At 37.1% G+C, this 15,041-nt stretch carries 16 protein-coding genes and 1 pseudogene; 10 read left to right on the top strand and 7 right to left on the bottom strand.

Translation table 11 applies throughout. The features are described 5' to 3' along the window. Positions 1-473: 473 nt before the first annotated feature. Positions 474-887 carry a DUF6691 family protein gene (locus FT993_RS06260; RefSeq protein ID WP_147861685.1) on the bottom strand — a complete coding sequence of 138 codons (414 nt, stop codon included), beginning with the start codon at positions 885-887 and terminating at the stop codon, positions 474-476. Between the two features lie 3 nt (positions 888-890). Then, positions 891-1,448 (bottom strand): YeeE/YedE family protein, encoded by a 558-nt coding sequence (locus tag FT993_RS06255; protein ID WP_147861684.1) that lies wholly within the window; start codon positions 1,446-1,448, stop codon positions 891-893. Between the two features lie 282 nt (positions 1,449-1,730). Here FT993_RS06255 and FT993_RS06250 point away from each other — a divergent pair, with 282 nt between their 5' ends. From FT993_RS06250 to FT993_RS06240, 3 genes are all read left to right on the top strand, one after another. Next, positions 1,731-2,093: a hypothetical protein gene (locus FT993_RS06250; protein WP_147861683.1), complete on the top strand. Its 363-nt coding sequence runs from the start codon at positions 1,731-1,733 to the stop codon at positions 2,091-2,093. 394 nt (positions 2,094-2,487) lie between these two features. Beyond that, positions 2,488-4,146, top strand: coding sequence for a bifunctional UDP-sugar hydrolase/5'-nucleotidase (locus tag FT993_RS06245; RefSeq protein WP_147861682.1), 1,659 nt, complete (start codon positions 2,488-2,490; stop codon positions 4,144-4,146). A 5-nt stretch (positions 4,147-4,151) separates the two neighbouring features. Further along, positions 4,152-4,784, top strand: coding sequence for a TlpA disulfide reductase family protein (locus tag FT993_RS06240; protein ID WP_147861681.1), 633 nt, complete (start codon positions 4,152-4,154; stop codon positions 4,782-4,784). A 162-nt stretch (positions 4,785-4,946) separates the two neighbouring features. Here the strand turns inward: FT993_RS06240 and FT993_RS06235 are convergent, their stop codons facing one another. From FT993_RS06235 to FT993_RS06220, 5 genes are all read right to left on the bottom strand, one after another. Further along, positions 4,947-6,278: a rhodanese-like domain-containing protein gene (locus tag FT993_RS06235; RefSeq protein WP_147861680.1), complete on the bottom strand. Its 1,332-nt coding sequence runs from the start codon at positions 6,276-6,278 to the stop codon at positions 4,947-4,949. A 203-nt stretch (positions 6,279-6,481) separates the two neighbouring features. Then, positions 6,482-6,940, bottom strand: a complete 459-nt coding sequence (locus FT993_RS06230; RefSeq protein ID WP_147861679.1) for a DsrE family protein — start codon at positions 6,938-6,940, stop codon at positions 6,482-6,484. A gap of 81 nt (positions 6,941-7,021) precedes the next feature. Continuing rightward, on the bottom strand, positions 7,022-7,831 hold the full coding sequence (locus FT993_RS06225; RefSeq protein ID WP_147861678.1) for a sulfite exporter TauE/SafE family protein: 810 nt from the start codon (positions 7,829-7,831) through the stop codon (positions 7,022-7,024). Positions 7,832-8,125: 294 nt separating this feature from the next. Then, complete coding sequence (locus tag FT993_RS12290; RefSeq protein WP_187240768.1) at positions 8,126-8,275, bottom strand: hypothetical protein; 150 nt, start codon at positions 8,273-8,275, stop codon at positions 8,126-8,128. Positions 8,276-8,448: 173 nt separating this feature from the next. After that, positions 8,449-9,039 carry an N-acetylmuramoyl-L-alanine amidase gene (locus tag FT993_RS06220; protein WP_147861677.1) on the bottom strand — a complete coding sequence of 197 codons (591 nt, stop codon included), beginning with the start codon at positions 9,037-9,039 and terminating at the stop codon, positions 8,449-8,451. A 231-nt stretch (positions 9,040-9,270) separates the two neighbouring features. On the opposite strand from FT993_RS06220, the gene FT993_RS06215 reads away from it, so the two are divergent. The 7 genes and pseudogenes from FT993_RS06215 (at position 9,271) to FT993_RS06185 (ending at position 14,980) form a co-directional block, all read left to right on the top strand. Beyond that, positions 9,271-9,498: a DUF4625 domain-containing protein gene (locus FT993_RS06215; RefSeq protein WP_147861676.1), complete on the top strand. Its 228-nt coding sequence runs from the start codon at positions 9,271-9,273 to the stop codon at positions 9,496-9,498. Between the two features lie 144 nt (positions 9,499-9,642). After that, positions 9,643-9,762: pseudogene (locus tag FT993_RS12580) on the top strand (DUF4625 domain-containing protein); the annotation flags it as partial. Between the two features lie 415 nt (positions 9,763-10,177). Beyond that, entirely contained in the window at positions 10,178-10,540 is a 363-nt protein-coding gene (locus tag FT993_RS06205) for a hypothetical protein (protein WP_147861675.1), read from the top strand. Positions 10,541-11,075: 535 nt separating this feature from the next. Further along, entirely contained in the window at positions 11,076-11,651 is a 576-nt protein-coding gene (locus FT993_RS06200) for an RNA polymerase sigma factor (RefSeq protein ID WP_187240766.1), read from the top strand. 93 nt (positions 11,652-11,744) lie between these two features. Beyond that, positions 11,745-12,638, top strand: coding sequence for a FecR family protein (locus FT993_RS06195; RefSeq protein WP_147861673.1), 894 nt, complete (start codon positions 11,745-11,747; stop codon positions 12,636-12,638). An 88-nt stretch (positions 12,639-12,726) separates the two neighbouring features. Beyond that, positions 12,727-14,061: a calcineurin-like phosphoesterase C-terminal domain-containing protein gene (locus FT993_RS06190; protein WP_147861672.1), complete on the top strand. Its 1,335-nt coding sequence runs from the start codon at positions 12,727-12,729 to the stop codon at positions 14,059-14,061. After that, positions 14,054-14,980: a glycerophosphodiester phosphodiesterase family protein gene (locus FT993_RS06185; protein ID WP_187240765.1), complete on the top strand. Its 927-nt coding sequence runs from the start codon at positions 14,054-14,056 to the stop codon at positions 14,978-14,980. The genes FT993_RS06190 and FT993_RS06185 overlap by 8 nt, the downstream gene beginning before the upstream one ends. Positions 14,981-15,041: the final 61 nt, after the last annotated feature.

The raw sequence follows: 15,041 nt of genomic DNA, 5'->3' as shown, positions 1-15,041 counted from the left end.
TTTTTACTTCATCTTTTCAAGCAGTCAGATTCATTATTTTTCCGCTTTGCTTTTCATTCCGAGGTATTTTTGCCAACTGGTTATATCGAGTCAAATATACACTTTTATAGGTTAATATTTCCGGATAAAGATACTTTTTAATAATTAATATAAGAGTAGTAAAATAATTTAATTTCATAATTATCAATCAAAAAATTAGTACAAACTGCTTTACCTTGCTTAATCAACCCTTGTCAATAACCATGCACATGTGCAAGGCAACCCTACTATGCTAGTTCTTACCTCTGCTATTAGATTTAAATTTAGTACTATAAAAATCTTAATTATCTTACCTCATTCCTATATTTTTATAGTCAAACCAATCCGTAAAAACCGCGTAAACAAAGCCTTTTATCTTATAAAGTTAAATAAAACAAGCAGCTCGATTATAATTTAAACCAGCTGCTTGTTGTTAAATCCAATAGGTAGGCCTATTAGTGCGGTAACTTGTTTTTAAGTAAGCCATACAGAAAAGTACCAGCGATTGCCCCTAGGAGTACAATCAAAATAGAAAAATAACCGCTTCCGGCCAATACATACATAGGTCCCGGACAAGCCCCAGCGAGCGCCCAACCTAAACCAAATAATGTACCTCCTATTAAATAACGGGCAACACCTTTATTTTTTGGTTTCAACCTCATCTCGCCACCTCCCAAAGGTTTGAGGTTTTTGCGTTTGATAATTTGAACACCAATCACCCCAATAAATAGAGCAGAACCCATAATGCCATACATATGAAAACTGCCAAATTGAAACATTTCATAAATACGAAACCAAGAGGCAGCCTCCGATTTAAACATTAAAATACCAAAGAAAACACCAACTAATAAATATATAAAGTAACGCATAGCTTAAAAGATTAAAGGAAATAATAAATGTACCATTATTAGGCCGCCAATAAAGAAACCTATAGTGGCGATAAGTGACGGTAATTGAAGGTTACTCATCCCCGAAATAGAATGACCAGAGGTGCAACCCCCTGCATACCGCGCACCAAAACCAACTAGCAAGCCGCCTAAAAGCAGTATAATAATATTCGATGGGTCGCTTAGGTTTTCAGCCGCAAAGATTTCGGTTGGCAAGTAGGCTTCGCCCGCACTATTTATCTGATAGTCCTCAGCAAGTTGTTCAGCAACCGCTGGGTTTATTTCAACTTTACCATCACTCAAGTAATTAGAAGCAATAAAACCACCAATTGCAGCACCCAGTACCAGCATTAAATTCCATCGCTCAGCTTTCCAGTCAAATTTAAAAAAGTCTGCTGCTTTATCTGCACCAGCTATGGTACAAGCAGTACGTAGGTTAGACGACATTCCAAATTTTTTACCGAGGAATAATAACAAAAACATCACTAAGGCAATCAAAGGCCCGGCTACATACCAAGGCCAAGGTTCATAAATTAAATCCATTTTTCAATTTTTTGACAAACATGGTATTTTTAATTGGATTTGTAAGTAACTAGAGTTACAATAGTCAAAATTTAATTTTAAGAATTTTCAAGTTTAAAACGGATTGGAATAGAACTATAAACCCAAATTTTGGGCAAAGCAATAAGAAATGCTATGTAGTTTTTTGTTTTTTAATCGGTAAGGAGAGCATGAAAGATAGTGTATTATGCTATTCGCTTTTTTTAAGTTGGGTAACATAAGTTACAAAGCGTCTGCATAAAATATGCTACATTTGCTAGCATCATGAAAAGTAAAGCAATCGTATCCATTTTATTGAACCTTGTGTTTGTGGTAAAATTTATGGCCATAGATGCAAATGGATTAAACACATTACTTAATGGTAATGAGTTTAAGCTGGTGAAAACTTTTTGTGCAAAAGAAAGGGCAGCCAATAAAACTAGCGAAGATGCAACTTATTTGTCGGTAAACAAAAATGCTATGCAAGAGGTTGGGCTAAGCAGTATTTGTACTTCCCCATTTCAATTTGATCTCTTCACCTGGGAAACAAATATTTTAGAACCCATTGCCGCCCTGGGTAATTACTTTCCCACAGATTTACTTTATCGTTACTTAGAAAACGATTCTCCGCCTCCCCGCTGGGCATAAAATTTTTCCAATTATTTAAATCCGTTTTTCCGTAAAGTTTAGTCAATAGCAATAGGCGAAAATACTATTCGCCTAAAGGCGGGAAAAATGCAAATAAGTAAAAGGCTTTTGAATAATGTATAGGAAAATTTTCAGCTTATAAAGCGGTTGTTTTTACGATTGTAAATAAGGCAGGTATATTTTAACAAGTTGTCTTATAGACGATTTAATTCCGATATCCCCTGGCCAAGCGCTGGTTGATAAAATTTAAATCTAAATTGTAATTATAACCCTTTAATAGTTTTCGCTTAATAGCGGATGCAATATTGCCATTAGGCTTAAGTCGAATAAGTTTCACAAAATCATCTATAATTATTCCTAGGCATAAGTTTATATAAATCAAATACGAATCATCATGAAATTATTAAATAAAAATATAGTACCGGCTATTATTTTAGTAGCCTTTGCGGTGTTTGCCGTTTCTTGCAAAGCCGAAAAATCTAAAACAACCAAGAGTGCCCACCCCGCAAAAGACACCTTGAAAATAAGCGTGTTACAAACTGCCGATATTCACGGGCAACTCGATACTCATCCAGAACTTTTTTGGGAAAATGAGCAAATCGTGTTTAAAGATCGGGGTGGCCTGGCTAATATTAAAACTCTTTTTGATCAAGAACGTCAAAAAAACCCTAACCAAACGCTTATTGTAGATGGCGGTGACTTAATTCAGGGGAGCGGATATACGGCGCTTTCTAATGGCGATGTAATGCCTCAACTCATTAAAGAAATGGGGTATGATGTAATTATTCCTGGTAATTGGGAAGTTGTATACGGTAAGCAAATTATGCTAGATGTGATGAATGCTTATGATACCGATGTGATTGCTCAGAATATGTACCATGATAATAGTAAAGAACCGCTTTTTCCTGCTTATTCTGTTAAAGAGATTAAAGGCGTACGCATTGGTTTTATGGGTGTTAATGATCCCGATGTTCCCGTTCGTCAAAATCCAATTTTTAGTGAGGGAATCGCTTTCAGCGGTCTATCAAAAGAATTAAAATCACAAATCGATGAGCTAAAGCAGAAAGAGAAATTAGATGTACTTTTCTTGGTGACCCATATAGGGATTTTTAAACAAGTAGAATTGGCCAATAATCCCATAGCCGAAAATGTCGACTATATCTTAGGGAATGATACACACGAACGTGTGCGCGAACCCATACAAGGAAAATATGCAAAAGTAACAGAGCCAGGAGCATTTGGTTCGTTTGTAGGAAAGCTGACATTGCATTTTGTAGATGGCGAGCTGGTAGGCGATGAGTACGAGTTAATAGAGGTAGATCCTGAAGTTTTTCCAGCAGATAGAGAAATGCAACAATTGGTTGAAAAAGCCAAGGCGCCTTATAAAGAGCATTTAGAAACCGTAGTAGGATATACCCAAACGCCTATTTACCGGTATCTAACCGTTGAAAACCCGATGGATAATATGATTACCGATGCGGCCAGATGGAAAACAGGAGCAGATATATCTATTTCTAACGGCTTTAGATTCGGAAATCCTATCGTGCCCGAGAACGGTCAACCTGCACCTATTACAAGAGCTAACTTATGGAACTTGTTGCCTGTAAATGAAAAGGTAAAAACAGGAAGGGCTACAGGTAAACAAATTAAAGATTGGCTAGAAAAAGAAATGCATAATGCTTTTTCGCAAAATCCTACCGAGAGATTTGGGGGGTGGTTGGTTCGGTTCTCAGGAATGAAAGTCGATTTTGATAGCCAAAACGAGAAAGGAAAACGTATAAAAAGTATTTTGGTAAATGGCGAGCCAATGATCGATGATAAATACTATACCCTCTCAGCTTGTGTTCGACCAGGAGATCCTATAGATAATCTTTGTAGAATGCCCAACGTTAAAGATGTTGAAATAAAAGACTATACCATTCACGATGTAGTAGAAGAATACCTAAGAAAAAATTCTCCTGTTTCGCCAACTTTAGAAGGAAGGGCCTATTGTGAATACCTAGGGGTAAATTCATTTTCAACCGTACCAAAAACAGATTACCAATTTAAATAAACACTATGCAAAAGAATAAAAATAAAAAGAGCTCGAAAAAAACGTGGATGCAATATGCCATTTTTGCCTTGGTCGGCCTAAGCTTGTACGCTACTGGTTGGCATACCGAGGTAATAGGATTTGTTCAGCGAGGTGTGCTGGCTACGGGTTTAATGAACCCCGATGTTGAAGAAATTGCCGAAAAAAGAGAACAGACCAATACACAAGATAAATCTCAAGCGAGCAATCTTCAAAAAGTAGATTACAACCTAGATTTTATAGATGCAGCCGGCAGCAGGAGATCGTTGAAGGAGTTTAAAGGTAAGGTAATATTTTTAAACTTTTGGGCTACTTGGTGTCCGCCTTGTGTTGCAGAAATGCCAAGTATAAATAGTTTACACGAAGAAATGGGCGATGAGGTGGCTTTTGTGCTGCTCTCCTTCGATAAAGATTTTGAGAAAGCCAAGGCTTTTGATAAACGCAAAGGCTATAACTTACCTATTTTTGCGCCAGCGGGTAAGCTACCCTCCATGTTTCAATCTTCGGCACTGCCAACCACTTATGTTATCGATGCCGAAGGTAACTTGGCATTGACTCACACCGGAATGGCCGATTATAGTGATCCAAAATTTAAGAAGTTTTTAGAAAGCCTGAAGTAGAATTTTTATAAGCTGGAAGCTAATGGCTTCCAGCTTTTATGAAAAATTCCGAAAAGCTAAGCTCTTCGGGATAATTTGGCTCACCAAAATAGGGGGTGTCTAATACTTATAAACAACAAATACTAGATGATTATTATAACCTCAAATTCAGTAGCAACTGGTTTAGTCTTTAAATTGTTCTATCGCATCACTTAAATCATACACCTTTGTTCCTGGTAATTCTTTTTGAAGAATACTGCTACCAGTAGCACTGCGGTAACCGCCGGCACAATGAACCACAATGGGTTTATCGGTTGGTATTTCGCTGGCTTTTTCTCTCAATTCATTCAATGGATAACTAAGCGCACTTTCAAAATACTTACCTTCTTCTACCTCGCTCGTATTGCGTATGTCAACAATTGTATATTGATCTAGATTTTCTTTGAATTCCGTAAGATCTAATAGTTCGGTATTTTCTAAATTTTCATCTGAGAGGGTAATAACCTGCTCCAGTAATTTCTCATAACCTATTTTGGCTACGCGTTGCAATAAAGTTTCTTTATGCTCAGGACGGTCAATTACCAAGGTGAAGGTCTCCTCTGGTTTAATTACAGCACCGAGCCATGTTTCAAATTTAGCGTTTTCAGATACTGCTTGTATGTTTATACTACCTTTTAAATGACCTTTTTTAAAGCTAGCTTCATCGCGGGTATCTACAATTATACCCTCGGCGGTTGCATTTTCGGTAAAAGGGACTCTTGCAATAGAAGGTTTTAGATCTTCTGCTCCGACTTTATTGGTATCTACATCAAAGCCAAAATAATGCGGTATAAAAGGCTGTCCGTCGAGTAGGGTATCCATAAACTCTTCTTTAGATTGCTTTTTAAAAGCCCAATTTCCCATACGTTCATTGCCCAGAGTACTGCTCGCTGCATCGCTCATATTTTTTCCGCAAAGAGAACCTGCACCGTGTGCGGGATAAACTACTGCATCGTCTGGTAAATCTGTGAACTTATGTTGAATGGTTTCATACATCATCTCGGCAAGTTGCTCACGCTTGGCCTTCATATTCCCCGCTTTTTCGCGTAAATCTGGCCGACCAACATCACCTATAAATAGAGTATCACCTGTAAATAGCGCAGTTTCATTTGCTTCTGTAGCCACAATAGTTATACTATCGGGGGAGTGCCCGGGTGTATTTATTGCCTTTAACTTAACACTCCCCAAGCTTATGCTGTCCCCTTCGTCAAAAGCCTGGTGAGGGTAATCTGCACCTAATTTTTCACTGTTGTAAATAGTGGCCCCCGTAGCTTTATGAATCTCTAAATGAGAGCTCACAAAATCGGCGTGCGGGTGGGTCTCGATTACTGCGACTATTTCTGCATTATTGGCTTTGGCAAATTCAAAATACTGTTCAGGATTCCTTTCCGGATCTATAACGGCCATCTTGCCATCGCTTACAATAGCATAACTGTAATGCGCTAAAGGTTTATATTCAAATTGTTTAATATTCATAACTATACTTTTTTCAATTTACTATAAAAATAAGCCCTAAAATTTAGAATGCGAGTGACTTAGGTTACATTGTGAAATTTTTAAAATTCCTTTAACACATAAAAACCCGTCGGTTAAGACGGGTTTAAAAAATCTTATTCTCAATAGCATTTAATCTCACTTCATTCTTATTTAAAAAACGCTTTTATAGCAGCAATTGGTGTTTAGGGGATGATTACATTATACCCCTTGGCCTGGATCTGCAAAAGTCTTGAAAAGGCATTTTCAACGGGAATAGCCGATTGTGGCAAATCTTTTTCGGTTACTTTTAATCTTTTCATTGCTTGTTTGCAAACGCTTATGCGCAATTTCGGATGTTGATTAGTATCAATCAATCGAGAGAGATCAGTACCTTGTTTTAATTCAGCTACTACACCTCCCCAAATTACAATTTCAAAATTTTCGAAGTTAACCTCACTTTTCAGCAATCGATCAAAAAACTTGAAAGCCCCTTTTATATGACGTTCTTTTTGTAATCCTAGGGCCATATAAGGAGTTTTATTCAAATCATTCACCATTTCTAAATCAATAGCTTTTTGGTTGCTGCTTTGCGCCGATAAGGTCAAAGAAGACAAGGCGATTAAAGCGATTGAGATGCATTTTGTTAACTGTGCTAGTTTCATAGTTTAATTGAATTTTTGTTTATAATTAATCTTATTGTTTTTAGAAATTTGAATCCTTGTAAAAGAAAGAGCGTCTATTAATTAAAAACCCTGTGCCGCTAATTCTTTATAAATGATATAGATTCCCATTAGGAGAACAAACCAGCCAAAAGCTTTTTTTAACTTCTTGCCATCAATGAATTTATTTAGCCATATACCGATGAATATCCCTACTATAGACAAGCCCGAAAAGCTAAGTAGAAATGGCCAATTAATGTCTAAGTTTTGTACATCGCCTAAAAAGCCGGTAAGCGATTTTATGGCGATGATGAGCAAAGAGGTGGCCACTGCCTTTTTCATGGGTAATTTCGCTAAAAGTACAAGCGCAGGAATAATCAAAAATCCGCCGCCAGCCCCTACAATACCGGTTATGGCGCCCACTACAATGCCTTCAACAACTATTAGGGGGTAATTATAAGAAACAGGTCCATCCTTTTCATTTTCTCCTTTCTTGTTTCTTATCATTGAAAAAGATGCCAAAAGCATTATTATGGCAAAAAAGAGCATTATAGCCAAATTTTTAGTAAGCGTGAAATTGTTAATTTCAAGGAGCTCCTCGGGTAGGGCGGGAATTAAAAAAGCTCGGGTAAGATAAACCGCGATAAAGGCAGGTATAGCAAAAATAATGGCGGTTTTGAAATCAACCAGACCTTTAGACATATTCTTTATTGCTCCAATAAGCGATGTGATACCAACCACAAAAAGAGAATAAGCCGTAGCAATAATAGGGTTAAGCGAAAGAGCATAAACTAATATAGGAACGGTTAGAATAGAACCGCCGCCACCAATTAACCCTAAAACCAGTCCGATAATTAGCGCGCCCGCATAACCTAGAATCTCATATAGCTCCATTTATATACCTTTTAGAGTACAAATATACATGGCTAAACTTACAAGTTTTGTAACTCTGGTTACAAGACCTTGTTATACCCATGAATTTTCACCGATTTTGGAAAAGCGCCATATTAATAGCCTCATCGGGGCGGCATATCAATAACCCCGTAGGGGCGGCATATCCATAACCCCGTCAACTCCATAATCCCGCCCGTCCGTAACCCTGTAGGGGTGTCATATCAATAGCCCCGTAGGGGCGGCATATCCGTAACCTCGTAGGGGTGCCATATCCATAACCCCGTAGGGGTGACATCAATCATCTGCAAAAATATATTCGCTATTAAAATCAATTTCATAAGCGTTTAAAGAATCAATATATTCTTCTCTAAATGATTTCTTCCTATGATGATTTTCTTGATTTTTAATATAATCTACCACATTATTAACACCCAATTGACTCACCGTAAAAGTACCTAAGCCTCTTTGCCATTCAAATTTGCCTTTGATAATCTTACTCCAGGGGAAACGCCATATTAATTGGGTGATGAATTATGTCATCGCCATCACCGATAAACCTGTAAAAGTTAGAACATCTTTAAAGGTCAAAAGCCAAAATCAAGGCAAGTGCATTTTAATTATTGTTCACTAATCGCATTTAAAATTCTGGTTGCAAGTTCATCTTGTCCTTTTTCACTGGTCAATAGTTGGCGATCATTTTCATTTGAAAGAAAACCAAGTTCAACCAAAGCGATAGGATAGTCTACTTGTTTAAGCAAATAAAAACCAGCTTTTTTTATGGCCACTTTTTTATCCTCAAAGCCATAAAGTAACTTCGAGGCCAAATCTGCAGATTTTGCTCTTTCTTTATTTTCATCGCTAAGGTAAATTTCTATTCCTTGCTTGTTGGTGTTGGTATGTTGATTAACGTGTAGCGAAATCACCATATCGGGTTGTAATTTATTGATGTGCTTAGCGCGATCTCTTAGCGATATAAACTCATCTGCTTCTCGTGTTAAAATGATTTCTACGGCCGAATTACGATTAAGAGCCTTAATTTTGTTGGCCACGTTAAGCGCAATCGCTTTCTCTTGAAAACCTTCAATCGTGCTGCCATTGTCTTGACCGCCGTGCGCCACATCGATTACTACCGTCTTTTTGTCTACACCAGTAAACGCCATACAAAGCGTTAATAGGGCAATACCGATAAATTGCAATAGTTTTTTCATACCTTTTTGTTGTTTAATTAAGAATTACCGACTTAAGAATGATTCAAAATATTATGTTTTTTAATAAGAATTATCTTCTAAAGATATGATAAAAATTTAATCTTCAGTAATGGGAATCTATTTTCCAAGGTTTTTTATGCATTTGGCTTTAGGTTTTTTGCCCGAGCATGGCTCTATTTTAGTTGATTTTTGTAACTGCTAAAAACAACCTAAGAGTAGCGCTACTTTGTAATTCCTTATTTAGAAGCAGGTCAACAAAGTTTTGATTTGCATGAGCATATTGATGTGCCTTTAAACATTACTCCAAGAACTTACCACTTAGGTATTATTGTGCTTGATGAAGGCGGTAACCAGTCTGAAGCTTATGTAGCTATTGTTTTGGGAGAAGCTCACAACCACGAAGATGAGATTAACATTAGTAATTTGCACATAGAGGATGTAACGGCGGGTAGCGATTAGCATGCCAAAGCCGATATTACGAGTACCCACGGTATTCAAAACATTAATGTGAACATTCACGGTCACGGTCTTAACCCAACAGGGAACCAACTAAACTGGGGAGTTGATTAAAATTTCAGCAATTATACCGGGACCACTGCTCATTTTCATAAACACTTAGTCGTTTCGCAAAATGCGACTCCGGGTGAATACCACCATAGCATTAGCCTAACCGATGAAGACGGGCACACGCATAGCGAAGGCGCTCACTTTATGGTGAACTAAGCCGCTTATTTTTTTGAAATCATAGTCTGTTCCCCCCAAGTGCATTTGCGCTTGGGGGGTTTTTTGATTTAGCGGCATCTTTATTTTTAAAAAGTTATATAGATAAGGAGCTAAAGCTTAAAGCGGATGAACACTCGCATAAAAATCAAGCCTTACATTTTAAAAAATAGCTTTGATAGATTTCATTAGCTATTTTTTGCTTAAATTACTTCGATAATTATTGCATACGGCGAAACCTTTTTGTTTGGGTGGTGTTTGAATCTTTTTGTATTCGCCATTAAAACAAATTAAAAACGTGTAGATGGTAGACAAGCTTTAATTTTTTTTAATTCAACCTAAACCTTATCCGCCTTGAGCTAAAACAGTATCAACCTTGAAACCTTTTAAAAAAAAATAGTATAAAAATCCAACGCCTATGAACCTTAAAAAATTACTTTTTTGTTTATTGTTTATCCTTTCAGGTAGCATAATGGCTCAAGAACAAGCGCCTGAAAACCAAAAAACCTCAACTACGGTGGTAAGTAAGTTTGCGTTTAAAACTGGCAACCTTGAAGAGCTCAAAAACATCGATTATGATTTACTACGCGCTGCTTTTGAAGGTAATGCTGCCGATGCGCGAATTAGTGTGAAAATTAGTTTTGAGGGTGAAGCCCCCGAGGTAGCCGATGGTCAACTGACTCAATTTGTGATTGAGATGAAAGGGCGTTCGGGTAACTTAGAGAAAATCATTCATAAATTAGATACCCGACTGAAAAAACTAGTAGCCGAAATGGAGTGAGTCGCGTCTTACCAACTGTTTATCAAACACCAGGCTTTAAAAGCGCTGGTGTTTTTGGTTTTAGAAAAAAAATTAGCGACAAAATGGGTATAAAATAAAAGAAACTTCATAGCAACTAAGCAGGCAAAATACCAAAGTTGCCGTTCTTTATATCTAAGCTGCAAGGCTTGTAAATGTAAGCCTTGCAGCTCGATTTAAAATATTGTACAATTTTCAAGTAAAAGTTGTACAATATTTTTATAAAAGTTGTACAATATTTTTTAGAGAATTGTATAAAATTTATAAAAAAGCTTTTGAATAAGCTATCCATTCGTCGGCAACTTATTATTATTTGTTCGGCTAGAATTTGTTTTTGGGATTGTTAGGCTGTTGCAGTTTGGCTTATAAAAAATTAGAAAATAGGTTTTGCTGGGTTATTGGCTTAATATAGCCTACACATTGCTGGGGTATATTTCATATTGCGCTAAGCATCTCTTTACCTTTTCTTGATATAAGGCAACACGAAATACCTTTTTTTTGTAGAAAGACAATATCCGTGTTACGCAATAACTACAAAACACTTAGCGATATAGATTTATTGAGTTTGGTTGTGAAAGACGACAGATTAGCTTTTGCTGAAATATATTCTCGCTACTGGCAAGCTTTATACAAGTATGCTTACAAGGTATGTCCAGATGAGATGCTATGTGAGGATATGGTTCAAGAGGTGTTTATAAGCCTTTACTATAAGAATCGAGAGACGCGTATTGTACACCTGGAGTCCTATTTAATCAAAGCGGTAAAATACAAAGTCCTAAATCAATTACGAAAAAGAGAATTTACCGATTTGCAGCAGCGGTATATAGAATTGATACCCGAAAAAGAAGAGTCGCAAGAATTAGAATACCAAGAGTTGCTGGCGCTTACACATCGTTCTATCAATCAATTACCCCCAAGGTGTAGGCAAGTATTCAAAATGAGCCGAGAGCAAGGTTTAAGTCACGCTCAAATAGCTGAAGAGTTAAGTTTATCGGTACGTACTATCGAGAAACACATTAGCAATGCCATAGCGGCCTTGCGTCATTTAAATGAGTTTTCGATTTGGTTCGCCTTTATATTAATAAATTATTAAGACAGAACGGGGATTATGAAGAAAGCGTTAAGACTAGATTTTTACTTACGTATAATCTGCTTTTAAAGTGACTTATAATAAAGAAGCCGTAATTTGAAGCCCGAACAATTTAAAAAACTAATTCGAAACTATCTTGAGGGTAGTTGTACTGACGCGCAAAGGAGACAAGTAGAGGCTTTTTTGAGAGAACAGCAAAATGCTTCTATAGTGATTAAGCAGAGACCTTTTGCAAATGCGCGTATTTGGATGCGAATAAAAAAGGGGTTACCACAACTCAAAGTACGTAGCAATAGAGTAGTAATAGCTTCTGCGATGGTCGCTATTCTTATATTGATTTTTATGTTACCTCATTTTTTAATCAAAACAAACACAAATCAGATAACTGAAAAAGGTGAAAAGAAAGTTTTTATACTTCCAGATGGATCAGAAATACAACTGAATTCGGCTTCTCAACTTAGCTACACGAAAGATTTTAAAAATAAGCGCAGGATCCAATTTAATGGTCAGGCGTTTTTCTCCATTGCCCAAGATAGTTTAAAACCCTTTACTATAGAGACCGGTGAAGCGCAAATTAGCGTTTTGGGTACTTCTTTTGACGTAAATACCTACCATAACGAGCGCTTGGTTGTAGAAGTTACCGAAGGTAGTGTTGAGGTTGAGAAAGGAGGAGAGTCTATTGTACTAGAGGCGCAAGACCGTTTGGTTTGGGAGCAATCAACTTGGAGATGCGAGCGAGTGGTAAATACGAATGAGAATTGGAGACAACATTGGTTAATAATAAAAAACCAAAAGTTATCGTCGGCCATAAAGCAGATTGAAATATGGTACAATACCCGAATAGAGCTGGGCAAAAATTTAGATAAAGACTACCGTGTTTCTGGAAAATTCAAAAAAGCTGAACTTAAAGAGGTGTTGGCCTCCTTAAGCCATATTTATAATTTAAATATAAAATTAATAAAACCCAATCATTATGTAATAGAGAACTAAGAATTAGCCCACCAAAAAAGCCCAAGACTGCTGCAACAGTTTGGGCTTATAAATATGCAAACAGCCATTAAAATCAGCTATTTAAACTATGAAAACTAAATTACAAAAATTAATTAAACTACCTTACTTATTTTTAGGTTTATGCCTTTTGCTGCCGGGAATAAATACATTCAATTCGCTTGCTGCCGAAAAGAGTGTTAGTGCTATTGATCTCGCTATAAGGAATAAAACCCGAATAGAGATTTTTGAGACCATCGAATCACAAACGGCATATAATTTTATTTATGATACTAAAATTACTCAAGATGCAGCTAAATACAACATTAATATCAGCCATATGGATATTCAATCGGTTTTAAAACAACTGGAGAATTTAATTCCATACACTTTTCATCTTTATCAGCATAGTATTAGTGTAAAATATCAAGAACAGCAACAACTTATTTTAAAGGGCAATGTGCGCGATAGCCAGAACATTCCGTTGCCTGGAGCCAGTGTTTTGATTAAGTCTAGTGGGGTAGGAACCACCACCGATTTTGATGGCAACTTTAGCTTAGAAGTGAGTAATTTTCCTGTTGAAATTCAAATTTCATACATGGGCTTTGAGACCCAGCTTATCAAGTTAGAGACCAATCGAGTACTCGAGGTAACGCTACAAGAATCAGACAATGCACTTAGCAAGGTGGTTATAACCGCGCTCGGAATTAAACGAGAAGAAAAAAAATTGGGTTATGCCCAACAAAGTATCTCAAACGAATCATTAACAGCAGCTAGGCCAAACAACTGGTCTGAAGCGCTTAGAGGTAAGGTGCCCGGACTTAATATAAATGGCTTGGGAGGGCCTGTGGGCTCCCAGCAAATTGTTTTGCGGGGTAACGCCTCTTTAGATCCGAGTAACAATGCTGCATTAATTGTAATTGATGGTGTGCCTATTTCTACCATGCGCGATGGCACCCCAAAAGGTTATGCATATATTCATTTTGATGCTAACCAATACCGCATTCAATACAAAGTGGCTGAGCAGCCTATTAGCTATCAAATAGAATTATATCATCCTAAAGTTGTAGCACAAGCAAATAAAACTCATGCAGGCTTGTTCGCCAACTTCTTTATGGGGAGTAAAACAGATTTGGTGGAGTATAGAGTTGATTCAGGTAAGTGGAAGACTATGCGTTTTACCCCTACTTTAGATCCTAGCTACCAGTTAAACTTATTTAAACGTGATTATGCCAACCAATTAATGCCGGGTAAACGAGGTAGTAATGCTATTCCTAGTACACATTTATGGTATGCCAAGTTGCCAGCTGAATTAACTATTGGGAAGCATCAAATTGAGGTGCGAGCTACCGATAGATATGGCCAAGTGCATTACGCACAGAGTGTCTATAATATTGAAACTCCGCAAAACAATGACTATGAATAAAAGGAGAACTAAAGTAGTGGCCTTAATAATATATGCTTGTTTAGTGGCAATATCTTGTAAGAAAAAGTCTTCGGATTTACCGTCAGAGGTTCAGAATTTGTCGAAGTATAAAGGCGAGATTCACGGACATCGAGGAGATCGTGGGAGTTTCCCTGAAAACACTATTCCGGCCTGTATTAGTGCCTTAAAGAAAAAAGTAGATTTTATCGAAATTGATGTGGTAATTTCAAAAGATCATCAAGTGGTTGTATCTCACGAGCCTTATATGCATCATATTCTTATGAATACTCCAGACGGTGGGGTTATAGATGAGGCAAATCAGCTAAATTATAATCTATTTACTATGACAGCCGATAGTATTAAAACGTATGTAGCGGGTAATTTGCCTCATCCGCAGTTTAAAAGTCAACAACCAACCAAAACTTACAAACCAACATTGGTAGGACTTATTGATACACTTAATATATATGCTGAACAATTTAATTTACCCGAACCTAAGTTTAATATAGAACTCAAATCTAGTCCGAATCTCTATGGGAAATACCAACCCAAGCCAGGCCATTTTGTAGAACTACTTATGCAAACCTTAAAAGATAAAGAAATGATAGACCGTGTGCAGCTGCAGTCTTTTGATTTGGCTGTGTTGGAATATCTGCACGAAAATTATCCTGATATGCCTTTGAATTATTTGGTTGGCAAAGGGAATTTGGACGAGAATTTAGCTAAACTGAGTTTTAGACCCCAAGCTTATGCTGTGCATTTTGAGTTGCTCAAATCCGTAAAGGATGTAGAAGCAATTAAAAATAAAGGCATGAAGGCCGTAGTCTGGACCGTAAATGAAAAAAAACAGATTGCGCAGATGAAAAACTGGGGAGTTGATGTGATTATAACCGATTACCCAGAAAGAGCCTTATTTTAAACCTGAGCGTAGTTAGTTTTGCAGTTTTCAACGCTCTTAAGGCAGGTGCAAATTGCGCCTG

Source organism: Mesonia sp. HuA40, assembly GCF_008017835.1.
Classification (GTDB): domain Bacteria; phylum Bacteroidota; class Bacteroidia; order Flavobacteriales; family Flavobacteriaceae; genus Mesonia.
The sequence above is the reverse complement of the archived record's forward strand: the minus strand, read 5'-3'. Positions and strand labels throughout refer to the sequence as shown.